This window comes from Streptomyces sp. NPDC046215, from assembly GCF_040646215.1.
In the GTDB taxonomy this organism is placed as follows: Bacteria; Actinomycetota; Actinomycetes; order Streptomycetales; family Streptomycetaceae; genus Streptomyces; species Streptomyces stramineus.
The window spans coordinates 151,023-168,209 of record NZ_JBEYZW010000001.1; the positions used below are offsets into that span (position 1 = coordinate 151,023).

Below are 17,187 nucleotides of genomic sequence, written 5' to 3' on the forward strand. Positions count from 1 at the left end.
AATCAAGGAGACGGGCTGGGGGGCCGTGGCCACCCCAGGTCTTGGCCAAAGATCGTGATCCGGGGGCGGCCCCGGATCACGCCCGCCCTCAGCGCGCTTGACGAAGTCCGGTGCGGTTCGGCCGCGCCCCGAAGGGGTGCGGCCGAACCGCACGGCCGGCCACAGCGCACCCGCAGGTGACGCACCCCGGCTTCCGGCGGAGCGCTCAGGTGGTGGAGGTGCCCGTGCCGTGCGCTTCGACGAGGGCGCGGAGCGCCCGGGCGTCGGCGACGGCCTTCTCCTTGGCGATGCCCGGCTGGATGCCCATGGCGGGCAGGCTGGTGCCGTCGGCGAGGTCCAGGTGGACCCAGGCGTCACCGGCGCGGAGGTTGACGCGGACGATCTGCGCCCACGCCAGGCGCCGGCTCGTCGCCAGATTGACGACGGTGACGCCGTCCTCGGCGGCGACGACCTTGGGGCGGCTCAGGGTGGCGAGGACGCCGAAGAAGAGCAGCCCCGTCCCGATGAAGGTGGCCCGGTCCCCGTTGTTCAGCGTGCCGAGCGTCAGCGCCATCACCGTGAGCACGGCGAGCAGCGCCGCGCCCAGGCTCAGCAGCACGATCCGGGTGCGGGTCGGGCGGAAGGTGACCGGCAGCTGCGGCAGCTGTCCCGGGGCGGGCACGGAGGTGGGCACGTCTTGCGCTCTTTCGGCCGTCGTGAGGGGGGAACGGGTCTCGGTGAGAGGCGGGAAGGCGGTCAGAGGCGGCAGGCGTGGATGCCGGTGGTCAGGATGGCCCGCGCGCCCAGCTCGTAGAGCTCGTCCATGATCCGCTGGGCGTCCTTGGCCGGGACCATCGAGCGGACGGCGACCCAGCCCTCGTGGTGCAGCGGGGAGACGGTGGGCGACTCCAGGCCGGGGGTGAGGGCGACGGCGCGCTCGACGTGCTCGACGCGGATGTCGTAGTCCATCATCACGTAGCGCCGGGCGACGAGGACGCCCTGCATGCGGCGGAGGAACTGCTGCACCTTGGGGTCGTCGGCCGGGGCGCCGGCGCGGCGGATGACGACCGCCTCCGACTCCAGGATCGGCTGACCGATGATCTCCAGGCCGGCGTTGCGCAGGGTGGTGCCGGTCTCGACGACGTCCGCGATGATCTCGGCGACGCCGAGCTGGATGGCGGTCTCGACGGCGCCGTCGAGGTGGACGACGGAGGCGTCGACGCCGTGGTCCGCGAGGTGCTTGGTGACCAGGCCGGAGAAGGACGTGGCGACGGTCATGCCGCCGAACTCGCTGACGTCCGTGGCCGTGCCCGGGCGGGTGGCGTAGCGGAACGTCGACCCGGCGAAGCCGAGCTGCATGATCTCCTCGGCCCGGGAGCCGGAGTCGAGGAGCAGGTCGCGGCCGGTGATGCCGATGTCGAGCTTGCCCGAGCCCACGTAGACGGCGATGTCACGGGGACGCAGGAAGAAGAACTCGACATCGTTCGCGGCGTCGACGAGGACCAGTTCCCTGCGGTCCTTGCGCTGGCGGTAGCCGGCCTCATGGAGCATCGCCGACGCAGGCTCGGAGAGAGAACCCTTGTTGGGAACGGCGATGCGCAGCATGAGGTCGTTTTCCTTCGTGCGGGGATGCGGGGGAAACAGGGGGAACAGGTCGAAATGCGGGGGTGCTGATCAGAGGTGAGCGTATACGTCGTCGAGGGAGATCCCCCGGGCGACCATCATCACCTGTACGTGGTAGAGGAGCTGGGAGATCTCCTCGGCGGTCGCCTCGGCGCCCTCGTACTCGGCGGCCATCCAGACCTCGGCGGCCTCCTCTACGACCTTCTTGCCGATGGCATGGACGCCCTTGTCGACCAGCTCGGCGGTGCGGGAGGTGGCGGGGTCGCCGGAGGCGGCCTTCTGCTGGAGCTCGGTGAACAGCTCCTCGAACGTCTTCTTGGACATGGTGGTCCTACCCTACGGGGTCCGCTCCCGGCTTCAGTGCCAGGGCTCGGACACCGAACGGAGGATCGCGGCGGTGGCGACGGCCGCGGTGACCGCCTCGTGGCCCTTGTCCTCCCGCGAGCCCTCGATGCCGGCCCGGTCCAGGGCCTGCTCCTCGGTGTCACAGGTCAGGACGCCGAAGCCGACGGGGACGCCGGTGTCGACGGAGACCTGGGTGAGGCCCTGGGTGACGCCCTGGCACACGTAGTCGAAGTGGGGCGTGCCGCCGCGGATGACGACGCCGAGGGCGACGACCGCGTCGTAGCCCCGGCCGGCCATGGCCTTGGCGACGACGGGGAGCTCGAAGCTGCCCGGTACGCGCAGCACGGTCGGCTCGTCGATGCCGAGGTCGTGCAGGGCGCGCAGGGCGCCGTCGACGAGGCCGTCCATCACCTTCTCGTGCCACTGCGCGGCGATCACGGCCACACGCAGGTCTCGGCAGTTCTTGACACTCAGCTCGGGGGCGCCCTTGCCGCTCACGGTTCTCCTCGGGGTGGTGGGGTGGTGCGATGACAGGAGGTGACTACTGGTTGTTGCAGGCGGACACGGGGCCGGTGTCGAGCCACGGCAGATCGTGTCCCATCCGGTCCCGCTTGGTGCGCAGGTACCGGAGGTTGTGCTCCCCCGCCTGGACGGGCATGGGCTCGCGGCCGGTGACCTCCAGGCCGTGCCGGACGAGGGCCGCGGTCTTGTCGGGGTTGTTGGTCATCAGGCGCAGCGAGCGCACCCCGAGGTCGGCGAGGATCTGCGCGCCGGCCGCGTAGTCGCGGCCGTCGGCGGGGAGGCCGAGTTCGAGGTTGGCGTCGAGGGTGTCGCGGCCGTCCTCCTGGAGCTCGTAGGCGCGCAGCTTGGGCAGCAGGCCGATGCCGCGCCCCTCGTGGCCGCGGAGGTAGAGGACGACGCCCCGGCCCTCCTCGGCGATCCGGGCCAGGGACGCCTGCAGCTGGGGGCCGCAGTCGCAGCGCAGCGAGCCGAAGACGTCGCCGGTCAGGCACTCGGAGTGGACGCGGACCAGGACATCGCGGCCGTCGCCGAGGTCACCGGCGACCAGGGCGATGTGCTCGACGCCGTCGACGGTGGAGCGGTAGCCGTGGGCGCGGAAGTCGCCGAAGGCGGTGGGCAGCCGGGTCTCGGCCTCGCGCCGGACGGTGGGCTCGGCGGCCCGGCGGTAGGCGATCAGGTCCTCGATGGAGATGATCGTCAGGCCGTGCTTGCGGGCGAAGGGGATCAGCTCGGGCAGCCGCAGCATGGCGCCGTCCTCGCCGGCGATCTCCACGATCGCGGCGGCGGGGCGGAGCCCGGCGAGCCGGGCCAGATCCACGCCGGCCTCGGTGTGGCCGTTGCGCACGAGCACGCCGCCGGCCCGGGCGCGCAGCGGGAAGACGTGCCCGGGGCGGACGAAGTCGCCGGGGACGGCGCGGGCGTCGGCGAGGAGGCGGATGGTGGTGGCGCGGTCCGCGGCGGAGATGCCGGTGCCGGTGCCGTGCGCGGGGCCCGCGTCGACGGAGACGGTGAAGGCGGTGCGCATCGACTCGGTGTTGTCCTCGACCATCTGCGGCAGGTCGAGCCGGGCGATGTCGGGCTCCTCCAGCGGTACGCAGATCAGGCCGCGGCACTCGCTCATCATGAACGCCACGATCTCGGCGGTGACCTTCTCGGCCGCGACGACGAGGTCGCCCTCGTTCTCGCGGTTCTCGTCGTCCACGACGACGACGGGCCGGCCGGCCGCGATGTCGGCGACGGCGCGCTCGACGGGGTCCAGGGCCAGGTCCTCGGTGTCGTGCCAGCTCTGCGGGACGGTCATGCCGCTATTCCTTCCAGTGCGGGCTGCTCGACGCGCCCTCGGCGCGAGCGCAGCCACCAGTCGCGCATGCCCCACAGGACGAGGGCGAGATAGATGACGTAGACGAGGCCGGAGAACGACAGGCCGCTGGAGAAGGCGAGGGGGACGCCGACGACGTCCACGAGGAGCCAGGCGAACCAGAACTCGATGAGCCCCCGGGCCTGGGCGACCATCGCGGCGAGGGTGCCGACGAAGATGTACGCGTCCGGCCAGGGGTTCCAGGACAGCTCGGGCACGGCGGTGAACAGGGCGCCGACGGCGAGGGTGCCGACGGCGGTGCCCACCAGCAGGGTGATCCGCTCGCGCCAGGTGGCGAAGCGGACGGCGATCGAGCCGTCCTGGGCGCGCTGCCGGCCCTGGTGCCACTGCCGCCAGCCCCACACCGCGACGGTGATGACGAGGAGCTGCTTGCCCACACCGCCGCTGAGGTGCGCGGAGGCGTAGGCGGCGACGAGGATGACGCCGGAGAGGAACTGGGCCGGCCAGGTCCATATGGAGCGCCGCCAGCCGAGGGCGAGGGCGGCGAGGCCCACGGTGTTGCCGATCATGTCGGACCAGATGACGTGCTGGCCGAGGACGGCGAACGCCTCGCTGTTGAGCCAGTGCAGGGCGCTCATGCGGCCGGCCCTCCGGCGGTGCCGTGGACCGCGCCGTCGGCGAGCAGCCGCTCGACGTACTTGGCGAGCACGTCCACCTCGAGGTTGACCGGGTCGCCGGGCTGCTTGACGCCGAGGGTGGTCAGCTCCAGCGTGGTGGGGATGAGGCTGACGGTGAAGAAGTCCGCGCCGGCCTCGACGACGGTGAGGCTGATGCCGTCGACGGTGATGGAGCCCTTGTCCACGACGTAGCGGCGCAGCCCGGCCGGAAGGGCGATCTTCACGATCTCCCAGTGCTCGCCGGGGACGCGCGCCAGGACGGTGCCGGTGCCGTCGACGTGGCCCTGGACGAGGTGGCCGCCGAGGCGCCCGCCGAGCGCCATGGGGCGTTCGAGGTTGACGCGGGAGCCGGGGGCGAGGGCGCCGAGGCTGGAGCGCTTCAGGGATTCGGCCATCACGTCGGCGGTGAACTCGCCGTCGGCGGTCTCGACGACGGTGAGGCAGACGCCGTTGACGGCGATGGAGTCACCGTGCTTGGCGCCCTCGGTGACGACGGGGCCGCGGAGGCGGAAGAGGGAGGAGTCCCCGCGGGTCTCGACCGAGACGACGTGGCCCAGCTCTTCGACGATTCCGGTGAACACGTTCAGTTCTCCTCAGGGGCGGTGGAGGCGGAAGCGAGGGGGGTCGCGGTGATCCGCAGGTCGGGGCCGAGGCGGGCGACGTCGGTGACGTCCAGGCGCAGGGCCCGGGCGATGGTGCCGATGCCGGAGTCGCCCAGGGCGCTCGGCCCGGCGCCCAGCAGGGCGGGGGCGAGGTAGGCGACGACCCGGTCGACGGCGCCGGCCGCGACGAAGGACCCGGCGAGGGCGGCCCCGCCCTCCAGCAGCACGGAGCGGACCCCGCGTCCGTGGAGCTCGGCGAGCAGGGCGTGGACGCCGATGCCGCCGCCGGGCTTGTCCGCGGGCAGGCGGGCGATGTCGGCGCCGGGCAGGTGCCGGGTGTCGGCGTCCTCCCCGACGACGATCAGGGTCGGGGCGGCGGCGTCGAGGACGCGGGCGCCGGGGGTGACGGTGGCGTGGGTGTCGACGACGACGCGCAGCGGCTGGGTGACGTCGCCGCGCTGGAGCACAGGGCCGCGGACGGCCAGGTGCGGGTCGTCGGAGCGCAGGGTGCCGGAGCCGACGACGACGGCGTCGGCCTCGGCGCGCAGGCGGTGCACGTCGGCGCGGGACTCGGCGGAGCTGATCCAGCGGCTGGTGCCGTCGGCGGCGGCGCTGCGGCCGTCGAGGGTGGCGGCGTACTTCCACAGGACGAAGGGGCGGCGCCGCAGCACCGAGGTGAGCCAGGCGGCGTTGCCGGCGGCGGCCTCGGCCGCGAGGAGGCCGCCCTCGACGTCGACGCCGGCGGCGGCCAGGGTGGCCGCGCCGCCGGTGGCGGTGGGGTTCGGGTCGGCGACGGCGTAGACGACCCGGGCGATGCCGGCGTCGATGAGCGCCTGGGCACAGGGGCCGGTGCGGCCGGTGTGGTTACAGGGTTCGAGGGTGACGACGGCGGTGCCGCCGCGGACGTCGTGCCCGGCGTCGGCCGCCGCGCGGAGGGCGTCGATCTCGGCGTGCGGGCCGCCCGCACGGCGGTGCCGGCCCTCGCCGGCCGTCCGGCCCGCGGCGTCGAGGACGACACAGCCGACGACGGGGTTGGGGCTGGTGGAGCCGAGCGCGCGGGCGGCGAGCGCGATGGCGCGCCGCATGGCGTCCGCTTCGACGGGGCCCTCTCGGGTGGCCACCGGGTCCTCCTGCCTCTTCGGGCACGGACTCCGGGGCTGTCGTACGGAGACGACGAAGAGCGGGAACGCCGCGGTGAGACACCGGTGGCCGGATGGGCCGGTACAGAGGGCCCGCCCACGAGGGACGGCCACCTGTGACGGTGTGCCGCTGCATGCCCGCCGCGCACTGCCTCCCATCCGGACTTTAACCGTCGGTCCAGGAATTTCACCTGGTCAACCGGCCGCTGGCTGCGGACGGGTCGCGGACTGTAACCGCCGGTTCGGACTTTCACCGACCCCGGAGTGCGCTGCGTAAATGGATCTCAGTTCATGCTACGTGATGCCTGACCTGCGGATTCGTTGAACACTGCAGCTCCGGCGAGTCCGAGCGTACGCCGCCGGGGCGCGCGGTGTCCACGGTGATGTGGCGCAGTAGGCGCCGGGCGGGGAGCGGCGGGAAGCGGCGGAAACAGCTCCGGAACGCCTTGCGCCCGACTTGGTCCATACCTATTGACGCACTGGTCTAGTCCTCTTAACCTCTGCCACACCTCCGAGGAATACGGCCCAGGGCCCGCGCGATCCCTGGGCCGCGCGCCGCACATCCCCCACCCGCTCGATGGACCCCCCACCTGGAGGAACCGATCGTGTTGGCCAGAAGCAGATCCGGAAGCGGACGCAAACCCGGACCCAGATCCAGAAACGGAAGCCCGTCCAGTACCGGAAGCGGAAGCGTTCCCCAGCGCCGGGGGATCACCCTCGCCGCCGTCGGCACCGCGCTGGCGGGGCTCGTCCTCGGCACCCTCTCCGCGACCGCCTCGCACGCCGAGGAGCAGTCCGCCTGCCGGCCCGACGGGCTCTACGCCACGCCGGGCGTCGACGTCCCCTACTGTTCGGTGTACGACTCCGCCGGCCGCGAGAAGATGGGCGCCGGCCACCAGCGCCGGGTCATCGGCTACTTCACCGGCTGGCGCACGGGCAAGGACGGCACCCCCGCGTACCTCGCCTCCGACATCCCCTGGGACAAGGTCACCCACCTCAACTACGCCTTCGCGCACCTCGGCCCCGACAGCAAGATCTCCGTCGGCGCCGACGGCCCCGCCAACCCGGCGACCGGGATGACCTGGCCGGGCGTCAAGGGCGCCGAGATGGACCCGGCCCTGCCCTACCAGGGGCACTTCAACCTGCTGGGCAAGTTCAAAAAGCAGCACCCGAATGTCAAGACGCTCATCTCGGTGGGCGGCTGGGCCGAGACCGGCGGCTACATCGACGAGAACGGCAAGCGCGTCGAGGACGGCGGCTTCTACCGGGCGGCGACCAATCCCGACGGCTCGGTCAACCAGACCGGCATCGACACCTTCGCCGACTCGGCCGTCGCCTTCATCAAGAAATACGGCTTCAACGGCGTCGACATCGACTACGAGTACCCGACGTCCATGAAGGACGCCGGTCACCCCAAAGACTGGGTGCTCGCCAACGCCCGCCGCGGCGGGCTCAACAAGGGCTACGCGGCGCTGATGAAGACGCTGCGCGAGAAGCTCGACCGGGCGGGCGCGGCCGACGGGAAGCACTACCTCCTCTCCGTCGCGGCACCCTCGTCCGCGTATCTCCTGCGCGGCATGGAGACGTACCAGACCACGAAGTACCTGGACTACGTCAATGTGATGTCGTACGACCTGCACGGCGCCTGGAACGAGTTCGTCGGCCCCAACGCCGCGCTGTACGACGACGGCAAGGACGCCGAGCTCGCCAAGTGGGGCGTCTACACCACCGCCCAGTACGGCGGCACCGGCTATCTCAACGGCGACTGGGCCTACCACTACTTCCGCGGCGCCCTGCCCGCCGGCCGGATCAACCTCGGCCTGCCGTATTACACCCGCGGCTGGAAGAACGTCACCGGCGGCACCGACGGCCTGTGGGGCACGGCGAAGGCCACCTCCTGTCCCGCCGGATCGGGCCTGACCAGCTGCGGTGACGGCGCCGTCGGCATCGACAACCTGTGGCACGACAAGGACGACAACGGCAAGGAGTCGCCGGCCGGCTCCAACCCGATGTGGCACGCGAAGAACCTGGAGAAGGGCGTCGTCGGGGACTACGCCGGCAAGTTCGGCTTCCCCGCGGGCACCAAGCTCACCGGGACGTACGCCCGCTCCTACGACAAGACGCTCACCGCCCCCTGGCTGTGGAACGCCGAGAAGAAGGTCTTCCTCTCCACGGAGGACGAGCAGTCGGTGAAGGCCAAGGCGCAGTACGTCGTCGACAAGGGCCTGGGCGGCACCATGATCTGGGAGCTGGCCGGCGACTACGGCTGGAACGCGGGCAAGGGCCAGTACGAGCCGGGCGACACCCTCACCAGCACCCTGCACGACGCGTTCGCGGCGGCCCCGGGCTACGGCGCGAAGCGGGCGACGACCGAGCTGCCGAGCCAGGCGATCGACCTGGACGTGAGCTTCACCCAATTCCCCCTGGGCGACTCCAACTACCCCATCAACCCCAAGATCCACATCGTCAACCGGACGAAGGCGACGATCCCCGGCGGGGCGGAGTTCCAGTTCGACTACGCGAGCTCCGCACCGGGCAACGCCAAGGACCAGTCCGGCTGGGGCCTGAAGGTCATCCGCAGCGACCACACCGGGCCGGGCAACGTCGGCGGGCTCAAGGGCGACTACCACCGGGTGTCGGTGAAGCTGCCGGCCTCCCAGTCCCTCGCCCCCGGCGCCTCGGCGGACATCGACTTCGTCTACTACCTGCCCACCTCCACCCCCTCGAACTGGAGCGTCAGCTTCGGCGGCAGGACGTACGCCCTCGCCGGTGACCTGGCCCGCGGCACGACGGTCGTCGACCCGGGCGGTGCCACCCCGACCCCGACCCCGACCGGAACGCCGACGGGCACCCCGACCGGAACGCCCACCGGAACCCCCACCGGCGGCGCCTGCACCGCGCCCTCGTGGGACAAGGCGGCCGTGTACAACAGCGGCGCCACCGTCTCCTGGAAGTCCCGCTCCTGGAAGGCCAAGTGGTGGTCGCAGGGCGAGGAGCCCGGCTCCACCGGCCCCTGGGGGGTGTGGCAGGACCTGGGCGCCTGCTGACCCACCGCACGCGGGGTCCGGCGCGGGGTCGACCCGCACGGACCCCGTCCGGAAGGATGCACGGCCATGAGCACCAGGAACAGGAGCACGGGAGCCCCGGCCCGCGGGCTGCGCCGGGCACGGGTCGCGGTAGCCGTCGTCTTCGCCGTGCACGGCGCCGTCACCGGCGCCTTCGCCACCCGGATCCCCTGGATCCAGGACCACTTGGGCCTCGGCTCCGGGGAGCTCGGCATCGCGCTCGCCTTCCCCGCGATCGGCGCCGCGTGCGCGATGCCCCTGGCGGGCCGGATCAGCCACCGCTTCGGTTCCCGGGCCGCGCTGCGCGGGCTGCTCGCCCTGTGGTGCGCCTCCCTCGCGCTCCCCGCCCTCTCCCCCGGGCTGCTCACCCTGTGCGCCGCGCTCGCGGTGTACGGGGCGACGGCCGGCACGGCCGACGTCGCCATGAACGCGCTCGGGGTGGAGACCGAGGAGCGGCTGGGCCGCTCGATCATGTCGGGGCTGCACGGGATGTGGAGCGTGGGGACGCTGGCCGGCGCGGCCGTCGGCACGGTCGCCGCGCACGCCGGTCTCGACGCCCGCGTCCACCTCGGCCTCATGGCCCTGCTGCTCACCGTCCTCGGCGCGGTGGTCTGCCACTGGGTCCTCGACCTGCGCACCCCAGCCGAGGAGCACCCGCCGCCGCGCTTCTCGCTGCCGCCGCGCTCCGCGCTCGCCATCGGGGCGGTGGGCTTCTGCGCGGTCTTCGCCGAGGGGGCCGGGCTGGACTGGTCCGCGGTCTACCTCCGCGACGCCGTCGGCACCGACGCCGGCCTGGCGGCGGCCTGCACCACCGCCTTCTCGTGCACGATGGCGGCGGCCCGATTCGCCGGTGACGGCGCGGTGCGGCGGTTCGGCCCCGTGCGGACCGTGCGGGCGAGCGGGGTCGTGGCGACCGCCGGCGGGCTGGCGGTGGTCCTCGCGCCGGGTCCCGCGGTCGCCATCGCCGGCTTCGCGCTCCTCGGCCTCGGCATCGCCGTCGTCGTCCCGCTGGCTTTCGCGGCGGCCGGGCGCAGCGGTCCGGCGCCCAGTCAGGCCATCGCCGGGGTCGCGACGATCACGTACACCTCGGGGCTCGTCGCCCCGGCCGCGATCGGGCAGATCGCGCACGCCAGTTCGCTCGCGGTGGCCTTCGGTCTGGTGACGGTCCTCGCGGCGGGCCTGGTGGCCGGGGCCGGCGTGCTGCGGCCCGCGGCGCGGACGGCGGCCGGCGCCGGGCGGCCCGCGCGGGATCCCTCGGCGGCGGAGTGAACGGCGGCGCGGAGTGAACGACGGCGTGGCGAACGGCGGTGGGACGAACAGCGGGACGGGCCGCACGGCGGGCCCGTGAGGGTCCTCCGTACGGCCCGGCCGACCGGTGGGATACCGGGTGTTACAGGATGCCGAGCAGACCGCCGAGGCCGCCGCCGAACCCGCCGAAGCCGTAGCCGTGGCCGTGGTGGCCGTAGCCGTGGTGGCCATAGCCGTAGTGGCCGTGGCGGCCCTTGTGGTCGCAGTCGCGGTCGCCCCAGCGACCGTCACGGTCACCCCAGCGGCCGTCACGGTCGCCCCAGCCCCAGCGGCCGTCGTGGTGGCGGCCGCAGTCGTCGTGGTGACGGCCGCCCCAGCCGTCGCGGTCATGGTGGTGACCGCACCGGCCGTGGTCACGGCCGTGGTCGCGGTCCCGGTCACCGTCGTGGTCGCGGTCCCGGTCGTGGTGCCACGACTGGACGGCGGGCGTGGACGGGGTGGCCGAGGCCACACCGGCGAGCGGGACGATGGTGGCCGCGGCGAGGACGGCGGCGGCCGCGGTACGGCCGACGAACTTACGCATGTGTGTCTCCTGGTTGGCAGGAATCGGACACGAGGACGCATACCGCGCCCGCACCGGGGATCACCGCACGGCGGTTGTCATACCGTCGTACGAGTCATCAATTGCTCCGGTTGCAGCAGCCGCCCGGGCGCCGCGACCCGCTCGAGGCGGCGAGGAGCACGGCGCGGCGCGGCTTAGCATGGTCCGGATCTCCCCCACCACGAACATCTGGAGCAGTCATGGGCCTCGGCGTGCGCTGGACTCTGCACGGCGACGGGCGCACCCCCGCCCCCGGGGCCGTCGTCCGACCGGACGAGCGGCTCTCGTGGCCCCGCACCGCGGGCCTCGGCGCCCAGCACGTGGTCGCGATGTTCGGCGCATCGTTCGTCGCGCCCGTTTTGATGGGTCTTGACCCGAATCTCGCGATCATGATGTCTGGCGTCGCCACGATCATGTTCCTGCTGGCGACCCGCGGCCGGGTGCCCAGCTACCTCGGCTGCAGCCTCTCCTTCGTCGGGGTCGCCGCGATCATCCGGGCCCAGGGCGGCGGCAGCGCCGCGATCACCGGCGCGATCCTCGTGGTCGGCGCGGCGCTGTTCCTGAGCGGTCTCGCGGTGCGCAAGTTCGGCGCCCGGATCATCCACGCGGCGATGCCGCCGGTGGTCACCGGTGCCGTGGTCATGCTGATCGGCTTCAACCTCGCCCCGGTGACGGCCCGTACGTACTGGCCGCAGGACCAGTGGACGGCCCTGCTCACCATGCTCTTCACCGGGCTCGCGGTGGTGTGTCTGCGCGGCTTCTGGTCCCGGGTGGCGATCTTCCTCGGGCTGCTCTTCGGCTACGGGATCTCCTGGGTCTTCGACCGGATCTTCGGAAAGATCCACTCCGTGCACGGCGGGACGGAGGCCGTCGACCACTGGCGCCTGGACCTCTCCGCCGTCTCCCGGGCCGACTGGGTGGGCCTGCCCTCCTTCCACGCGCCGAGCTTCAGCTGGTCGGCGATCCTGGTGGCGCTGCCCGTGGTCATCGCGCTGATCGCGGAGAACGCGGGACACGTCAAGGCCGTCGGCGAGATGACCGGCGACCCCCTGGACGACCAGCTCGGCACCGCGATCGCCGCGGACGGCGCGGCGACGGTGCTCTCCACGGCGGTCGGCGGCCCGGCCAACACCACCTACTCCGAGAACATCGGGGTCATGGCGGCCACCCGCGTGTACTCCACCGCCGCCTACTGGGCCGCGGCGGGCTTCGCCCTGCTCTTCGGCGTCTGCCCCAAGTTCGGCGCCGTCGTCGCGGCCGTGCCGGGCGCGGTGCTGGGCGGCATCACCGTCATCCTGTACGGAATGATCGGCCTGCTCGGCGCGCAGATCTGGGTCCACAACAAGGTGGACCTGCGGAACCCGCTGAACCTGGTGCCGGTCGCCGCGGGCGTCATCATCGGCATCGGCGGCGTCAGCCTGAAGATCAGCGACAACTTCGAGCTCAGCGGCATCGCGCTCGGCACGATCGTGGTCCTCTCCGGCTACCACGTGCTCCGCGCCCTGGCCCCCGCCCACCTCAAGCAGCAGGAGCCCCTGCTGGACTCGGGCACGAGCGGCTACGACTCGCCGGCCGAGCCCAAGTAGCCGTCGGCGCGCGGGGGCAGGAGTCCCCGCGGCTCATCCGTTCCGGTCATCCACGCCTCATCCGCGTCTACGCTGCGTACACCGCTGTCACCCTGCGTGTATGACGACGACAGGGGTGCGGCCGGGCGTGCCGGCCGGCATCGAGGGTGTGCTGCAGCGGATGCGGGGGCTGGAGGCGGCGCTGCCGCCGCGGGACGGGGTGGCCGTCTTCAACCGGGTGTATCTGAGGGTCACCGAGGAGATCGCACGGCAGGTGGCGGCCGGTGTCTTCGCGGACCACCGGGTGGCCGCGGAGCTGGACGTCCGCTTCGCCCGGCGGTATCTGACGGCCGTGGACCGGGCGGCGGCCGGCTGCCGGGCGCCGGCGTGCTGGCGGCCGCTGTTCCAGCTGCGGGGGCACCCGGCCGTCCGGCCGCTGCAGTTCGCGCTGGCGGGCATCAACGCCCACATCGGGCACGACCTCGCGCTGGCCCTCGCCGAGACCTGCCGGGTGCTGGAGGCCGAACCGCGTGCGCTGGAAGGCGACTTCGACCGCATCGGGAATCTGCTGGCGGCCCTGGAGGAGCGGATCCGTGAGGATCTGATGCCGGGCCCGGACGCCTTGGACATCGCCGATCCGCTCACCCACCTGGTGGGGGCCTGGAGCCTGGAGGCGGCGCGGAGCGCGGCGTGGGCGTCGTTCCGGGCGCTGTGGGCGGTCCGCGGCCTGCCCGATGTGGCGGAGGACCTCACCGAGCGGATGGACGCGGGGGTGGGGCTGGTGGGGCGCTGTCTGCTCACGCCGTTGCGCTAGGCGCCGGCCCGGGGTGGGGGCTTTACGGCTGCTCTTCGGCTGCGGACGGTCGTTGCCACGTTGCCGCCTGCGGCGGCGAGCGCCCTGCGGGCGCGTCCTCAAACGCCGGACGGGCTGAAAAGCCCGTCCGGCGCTTGAGGGCCAAGCCCCTTGATGCGGCTCAGTCCTCCGGGAGTTCCACCGGGGCGATCTCGTCGTACACGTCGCCCGGGCCCGGGTTCGTGCCGTCCGTGGCGCCGCCGAACTGGTGCATCACACCCCACACCGCGTTGATCGCGGTCTGCACGGCGCCCTCGGCCCAGCCGGCCGTCCAGGAGATGTCGTCGCCCGCGAGGAACAGGCCGCGCTTGTCCTCGGGGAGCCGGTCCTGCATGAAGTGGGTGAACAGGCGCCGCTGGTAGCGGTAGTGGCCCGGCAGGTTGGCCTTGAACGCGCCCATGAAGTAGGGCTCGTTCTCCCACGAGACGGTGACCGGGTTGCCGATGATGTGGCGGCGGATGTCGACCTTGGGGTAGATCTCGCCGAGCGACTTGAGCATGACCTCCATGCGCTCGTTCGCCGACAGCGGCAGCCACTTGAGGCTGTCGTCGCACCAGGTGTACGAGAGGCAGATGACGGCCGGCTTGTCGGGGCCGTCGTCCAGGAGGTAGGTGCCGCGGGTCATCCGGTCGGTGAGCGTCATCGACATGACGTCCCGGCCCGTCTCCTCGTCCTTGTCGAGCCAGAACGGCCGGTCGACGGGCACGAACAGCTTGGACGACTCCATGTAGTGGGTGCGCTCCATCGCCGTCCAGTGGTCGATGGGGAAGAGCGAGTCGTCGCACTCGATCTTCGACAGCAGCATCCAGGACTGCGCGGTGAAGACGGCGGCCCGGTAGGTGCTGATGTCACCGGTCGCGTCGGTGACCGTGATGCGGTTGCCGGCCGTGCGGTGCATCCGGGTCACGGCGGGGCGGGGCTCGCCGTTGTGCAGGGAGGAGAGCGAGGTGCCCGGCGCCCAGTGGACGATCTTCTCGGGCTCGCGCTCCCACAGGCGCAGCGGCAGCTGCTGCGAGCCGCCGACGATGCCGCGGTGGTGGTCGTCGGCCTCGGTGTAGACGACGCGCAGGATCTCCAGGATGGAGTTGGGGAAGTCGGTGTCCCAGCCGCCGGTGCCGAACCCGACCTGGCCGAAGATCTCGCGGTGCTTGAAGGACTTGAAGGCCTCGGACTCGCAGAGGAAGCCGTAGAAGGTCTGGTTGTCGAGCTTCTCGACGAGCTTCGCCCAGATCTCCCGGATGCGCGGCACGTCGCGTTCGCGCATGGCCTGGTTCATGTCGGAGAAGTCCGCGCCCTCCTCCAGACAGGCGTTCCACGCGTTCATCACGTCGCGGTAGACCTGCGGGAGGTCGTCGACGGTGACGGCGTAGTGGGACTCGCCCTTGAGGTCGACGACCGTGGAGGGGGTCTCCGGCGCGAGCGGGTTGGGGAACGGCTTGGTCTCCAGCCCGACGAGGTCGATGTAGTGCTGGAAGGCCGTGGAGGACGGCGGGAAGCGCATGGCGCCCATCTCCGCGGTCAGCGGCCCGCTGTCGCCCTCGGCGTCACAGCCCTCGAAGCCGACCGTCCGCAGCCGCCCGCCGATCTGGTCCGCCTCGTAGACGACGGGCTTGAGGCCCATCTTCATCAGCTCGTAGGCGGTGATGATGCCGGACAGGCCGCCGCCGATGACCGCGACCTCGGTGCCGTGCTCGGTCGCCGGTATCTGGCCGAGGCCCGCCGGGTGGGCGAGGAAGTCGTCGTACGGGAAGGGGAAGTCCGGGCCGAACATGGTGATCGGCGGCAGGGCCGGCTCCGACTGCTCGTCGTGGGCGGCGTTGGGCACCATGGACGTCATCGGCTGAACTCTCCTGCGGGATGGGGGGCGGGCTCGGGCGGTGGGGGCCGGGGCCCGGGCGGTGGGGATGTCAGATGAGCGAGGTGTACAGCGCGGGGCGGCGGTCGCTCAGGTAGGTGTTCTCGGCGCGGGACGCCTTCAGCAGCGCCGGGTCGGCGTCGGCGACGATCAGGTCCTCACCGGCGCCGGCGCGGGCCCGCACGGTCCCGTCGGGGGCGGCGAGGCAGCTGAGTCCGGCGAAGGAGAAGTCCCCCTCGGTGCCGCAGCGGTTGGCGTAGGCGATGTAGAGCTGGCTCTCCCACGCGCGGGCCGGGACGATCGTCTGCGGGACGATCTCGTAGGGGCGCATCAGGGCGGTCGGCACGAGCAGCACCTCGGTGCCGGCGAGGGCGTGCGCCCGGACGGGCTCGGGGAACTCCACGTCGTAGCAGATCAGCAGGCCCAGGCGGACGCCGTCGAGGTCGGCCTGGACGAGGGGGTCGGTGCCGGGCGTGAAGTAGGTGGTCTCGAACGCACCGAAGAGGTGGGTCTTGCGGTAGTTCGCGAGGCGTGTGCCGTCCGGCCCGACGAGCTGGAGGGAGTTGAAGATCGTGTCGCTGTCGTCGGCGGCGCGCTCGGGGTAGCCGTAGCCGATGGCGAGGCCGTGCTCGGCGGCGATGCGCGCGACGGCGCGGGCGCCGGGCCCGTCGGCGGGCTCGGCGAGGTCGCGGACGGCGTCGCCGAGGGCGTAGCCGGTGAGGAAGAGCTCGTTGGTGAGCAGCAGCCGGGCGCCGGCGGCGGCGGCCCGGCGCGCGGCGGCGGCCAGGGCGTCGAGGCTCGCGGACGGGGCGGAGGGAACGCCGGAGGGGCCCTGGTACAGCGCGATGCGCAGCGGCGTCATGCGGCCTCTCTTCACCTGGTCGGGCGGGCGTTCGTTTAGGTCGCCTTGACGGTACGGGGCGGTAACTCCGCCCGACAAGGCGCCTCCGTTGCGCGCAGGTAGGTGATGTGTTGCGCCTTTCGGGCCGTTCGCCGCGATTCGTTGCGCGGGGTGCCGTGGTCCCGTGCGGGAGGGTGCCTCCGCCGGACGGTGGAGGCGGCCTCCTCCCGGGGGCCGAGCACGGCCCGCCGGTGCCGGGCCGTGCGGTGGAGCGTGATCGTCCGGCGGCGGGACGTGGGAGGAGGGGCCGGGGCGGGAGGCTGGTTCCAGGCCGGAGGAGACCGGCCGGAGGATTCCGCTTCAGCCGTCGAAAGGCCCGTCGCCATGTTTGCTCACCGCGCCCCGCGTATCCGCTCCCGCGTCCGTGCCGCCGCTGTCGGGGGTGCGCTGCTGGTGGTGTCGGCCGCCGGGACCGCTCTCGCCGATGGTTCGGGGGGCGGTTCCCCGGCGCCGCAGGAGCCGAGTGTGACCGGTTCCGCGAAGATGTACCGCTCCTCCGGGGACAAGGTCCACTTCACGTTCGACGCCCACGGCGTCCTGGAGGAGGCGCGCGGCACGTTCCGCTTCAGCCATGCCTTCGCGAGCGGCGGCAGCGCCTTCGCCGAGGGCCGGATCGACTGCCTGGCCACCGGCGGCAAGGTCGCGATGGTCACGGGCGTCATCACCCGCACCGACGAGCCGAAGTTCCAGGGCGTCCGGGTGGGCTTCACCGTCGACGACCGGGGCCGGCACGGCGACCGCGTGGGCTACAGCTGGCTGGCCACCAACGACCCGAGCGCCACCAAGGACCTGCCCAAGTGCGTGAGCTCCGCGCCGATCGAGATCTTGGAGAAGGGCGACTTCACGGTGGTGCCGTGGCAGTTGCGGCACTAGCCGCTCTGCCGGCAGTCGGGC

The 17,187-nt window shown here is 72.5% G+C and carries 16 protein-coding genes and 1 riboswitch; of the genes, 5 read left to right on the forward strand and 11 right to left on the reverse strand.

Annotation, left to right across the window (positions count from 1 at the left end; all coding sequences use genetic code 11):
* Window positions 1-205 precede the first annotated feature (205 nt).
* The 8 genes from ABZ951_RS00855 to ribD form a co-directional block, all read right to left on the reverse strand.
* Entirely contained in the window at window positions 206-673 is a 468-nt protein-coding gene (locus tag ABZ951_RS00855) for a PH domain-containing protein (RefSeq protein WP_344087762.1), read from the reverse strand.
* 62 nt (window positions 674-735) lie between these two features.
* Window positions 736-1,584 carry an ATP phosphoribosyltransferase gene (gene hisG / locus ABZ951_RS00860; RefSeq protein WP_344087759.1) on the reverse strand — a complete coding sequence of 283 codons (849 nt, stop codon included), beginning with the start codon at window positions 1,582-1,584 and terminating at the stop codon, window positions 736-738.
* 69 nt (window positions 1,585-1,653) lie between these two features.
* Window positions 1,654-1,926, reverse strand: coding sequence for a phosphoribosyl-ATP diphosphatase (locus ABZ951_RS00865; RefSeq protein ID WP_344087756.1), 273 nt, complete (start codon window positions 1,924-1,926; stop codon window positions 1,654-1,656).
* Between the two features lie 33 nt (window positions 1,927-1,959).
* Window positions 1,960-2,445 (reverse strand): 6,7-dimethyl-8-ribityllumazine synthase, encoded by a 486-nt coding sequence (ribH, locus tag ABZ951_RS00870; protein ID WP_344087753.1) that lies wholly within the window; start codon window positions 2,443-2,445, stop codon window positions 1,960-1,962.
* A gap of 43 nt (window positions 2,446-2,488) precedes the next feature.
* On the reverse strand, window positions 2,489-3,769 hold the full coding sequence (locus ABZ951_RS00875; RefSeq protein ID WP_344087750.1) for a bifunctional 3,4-dihydroxy-2-butanone-4-phosphate synthase/GTP cyclohydrolase II: 1,281 nt from the start codon (window positions 3,767-3,769) through the stop codon (window positions 2,489-2,491).
* Window positions 3,766-4,425, reverse strand: coding sequence for a nicotinamide mononucleotide transporter family protein (locus ABZ951_RS00880; protein ID WP_344087747.1), 660 nt, complete (start codon window positions 4,423-4,425; stop codon window positions 3,766-3,768). Before ABZ951_RS00880 ends, ABZ951_RS00875 begins: the two co-directional genes overlap by 4 nt.
* Window positions 4,422-5,045, reverse strand: coding sequence for a riboflavin synthase (locus ABZ951_RS00885; RefSeq protein ID WP_344087744.1), 624 nt, complete (start codon window positions 5,043-5,045; stop codon window positions 4,422-4,424). Before ABZ951_RS00885 ends, ABZ951_RS00880 begins: the two co-directional genes overlap by 4 nt.
* Window positions 5,046-5,047: 2 nt before the next feature.
* Window positions 5,048-6,187 carry a bifunctional diaminohydroxyphosphoribosylaminopyrimidine deaminase/5-amino-6-(5-phosphoribosylamino)uracil reductase RibD gene (gene ribD, locus ABZ951_RS00890; RefSeq protein ID WP_361278333.1) on the reverse strand — a complete coding sequence of 380 codons (1,140 nt, stop codon included), beginning with the start codon at window positions 6,185-6,187 and terminating at the stop codon, window positions 5,048-5,050.
* Between the two features lie 159 nt (window positions 6,188-6,346).
* Window positions 6,347-6,477, reverse strand: a riboswitch (FMN riboswitch).
* Window positions 6,478-6,915: 438 nt separating this feature from the next.
* Here ribD and ABZ951_RS00895 point away from each other — a divergent pair.
* Together ABZ951_RS00895 and ABZ951_RS00900 are read left to right on the forward strand one after the other, a co-directional pair.
* Complete coding sequence (locus tag ABZ951_RS00895; protein ID WP_344088057.1) at window positions 6,916-9,252, forward strand: glycosyl hydrolase family 18 protein; 2,337 nt, start codon at window positions 6,916-6,918, stop codon at window positions 9,250-9,252.
* A 66-nt stretch (window positions 9,253-9,318) separates the two neighbouring features.
* Window positions 9,319-10,539, forward strand: a complete 1,221-nt coding sequence (locus ABZ951_RS00900) for an MFS transporter (protein ID WP_344087738.1) — start codon at window positions 9,319-9,321, stop codon at window positions 10,537-10,539.
* Window positions 10,540-10,660: 121 nt separating this feature from the next.
* Here the strand turns inward: ABZ951_RS00900 and ABZ951_RS00905 are convergent, their stop codons facing one another.
* Entirely contained in the window at window positions 10,661-11,101 is a 441-nt protein-coding gene (locus ABZ951_RS00905) for a hypothetical protein (protein ID WP_344087735.1), read from the reverse strand.
* A gap of 218 nt (window positions 11,102-11,319) precedes the next feature.
* On the opposite strand from ABZ951_RS00905, the gene ABZ951_RS00910 reads away from it, so the two are divergent.
* Window positions 11,320-12,705 carry a solute carrier family 23 protein gene (locus ABZ951_RS00910; protein WP_344087732.1) on the forward strand — a complete coding sequence of 462 codons (1,386 nt, stop codon included), beginning with the start codon at window positions 11,320-11,322 and terminating at the stop codon, window positions 12,703-12,705.
* A 100-nt stretch (window positions 12,706-12,805) separates the two neighbouring features.
* On the forward strand, window positions 12,806-13,498 hold the full coding sequence (locus tag ABZ951_RS00915) for a DUF5995 family protein (RefSeq protein ID WP_344087729.1): 693 nt from the start codon (window positions 12,806-12,808) through the stop codon (window positions 13,496-13,498).
* A gap of 160 nt (window positions 13,499-13,658) precedes the next feature.
* Here the strand turns inward: ABZ951_RS00915 and ABZ951_RS00920 are convergent, their stop codons facing one another.
* Together ABZ951_RS00920 and ABZ951_RS00925 are read right to left on the reverse strand one after the other, a co-directional pair.
* Complete coding sequence (locus ABZ951_RS00920; protein ID WP_344087726.1) at window positions 13,659-15,374, reverse strand: NAD(P)/FAD-dependent oxidoreductase; 1,716 nt, start codon at window positions 15,372-15,374, stop codon at window positions 13,659-13,661.
* Window positions 15,375-15,444: 70 nt separating this feature from the next.
* Entirely contained in the window at window positions 15,445-16,254 is an 810-nt protein-coding gene (locus ABZ951_RS00925) for a carbon-nitrogen hydrolase family protein (protein WP_344087723.1), read from the reverse strand.
* Between the two features lie 504 nt (window positions 16,255-16,758).
* Here ABZ951_RS00925 and ABZ951_RS00930 point away from each other — a divergent pair.
* Window positions 16,759-17,166, forward strand: a complete 408-nt coding sequence (locus tag ABZ951_RS00930; RefSeq protein ID WP_344087720.1) for a hypothetical protein — start codon at window positions 16,759-16,761, stop codon at window positions 17,164-17,166.
* Window positions 17,167-17,187: the final 21 nt, after the last annotated feature.

Coding starts and splice junctions, on each gene's coding strand:
- hisG (WP_344087759.1), bottom strand. CDS start 1,584: ATGCTGCGCATCGCCGTTCCCAACAAGGGTTCTCTCTCCGAGCCTGCG.
- ABZ951_RS00865 (WP_344087756.1), bottom strand. CDS start 1,926: ATGTCCAAGAAGACGTTCGAGGAGCTGTTCACCGAGCTCCAGCAGAAG.
- ABZ951_RS00875 (WP_344087750.1), bottom strand. CDS start 3,769: ATGACCGTCCCGCAGAGCTGGCACGACACCGAGGACCTGGCCCTGGAC.
- ABZ951_RS00880 (WP_344087747.1), bottom strand. CDS start 4,425: ATGAGCGCCCTGCACTGGCTCAACAGCGAGGCGTTCGCCGTCCTCGGC.
- ABZ951_RS00900 (WP_344087738.1), top strand. CDS start 9,319: ATGAGCACCAGGAACAGGAGCACGGGAGCCCCGGCCCGCGGGCTGCGC.
- ABZ951_RS00905 (WP_344087735.1), bottom strand. CDS start 11,101: ATGCGTAAGTTCGTCGGCCGTACCGCGGCCGCCGCCGTCCTCGCCGCG.
- ABZ951_RS00910 (WP_344087732.1), top strand. CDS start 11,320: ATGGGCCTCGGCGTGCGCTGGACTCTGCACGGCGACGGGCGCACCCCC.
- ABZ951_RS00915 (WP_344087729.1), top strand. CDS start 12,806: ATGACGACGACAGGGGTGCGGCCGGGCGTGCCGGCCGGCATCGAGGGT.
- ABZ951_RS00920 (WP_344087726.1), bottom strand. CDS start 15,374: ATGACGTCCATGGTGCCCAACGCCGCCCACGACGAGCAGTCGGAGCCG.
- ABZ951_RS00925 (WP_344087723.1), bottom strand. CDS start 16,254: ATGACGCCGCTGCGCATCGCGCTGTACCAGGGCCCCTCCGGCGTTCCC.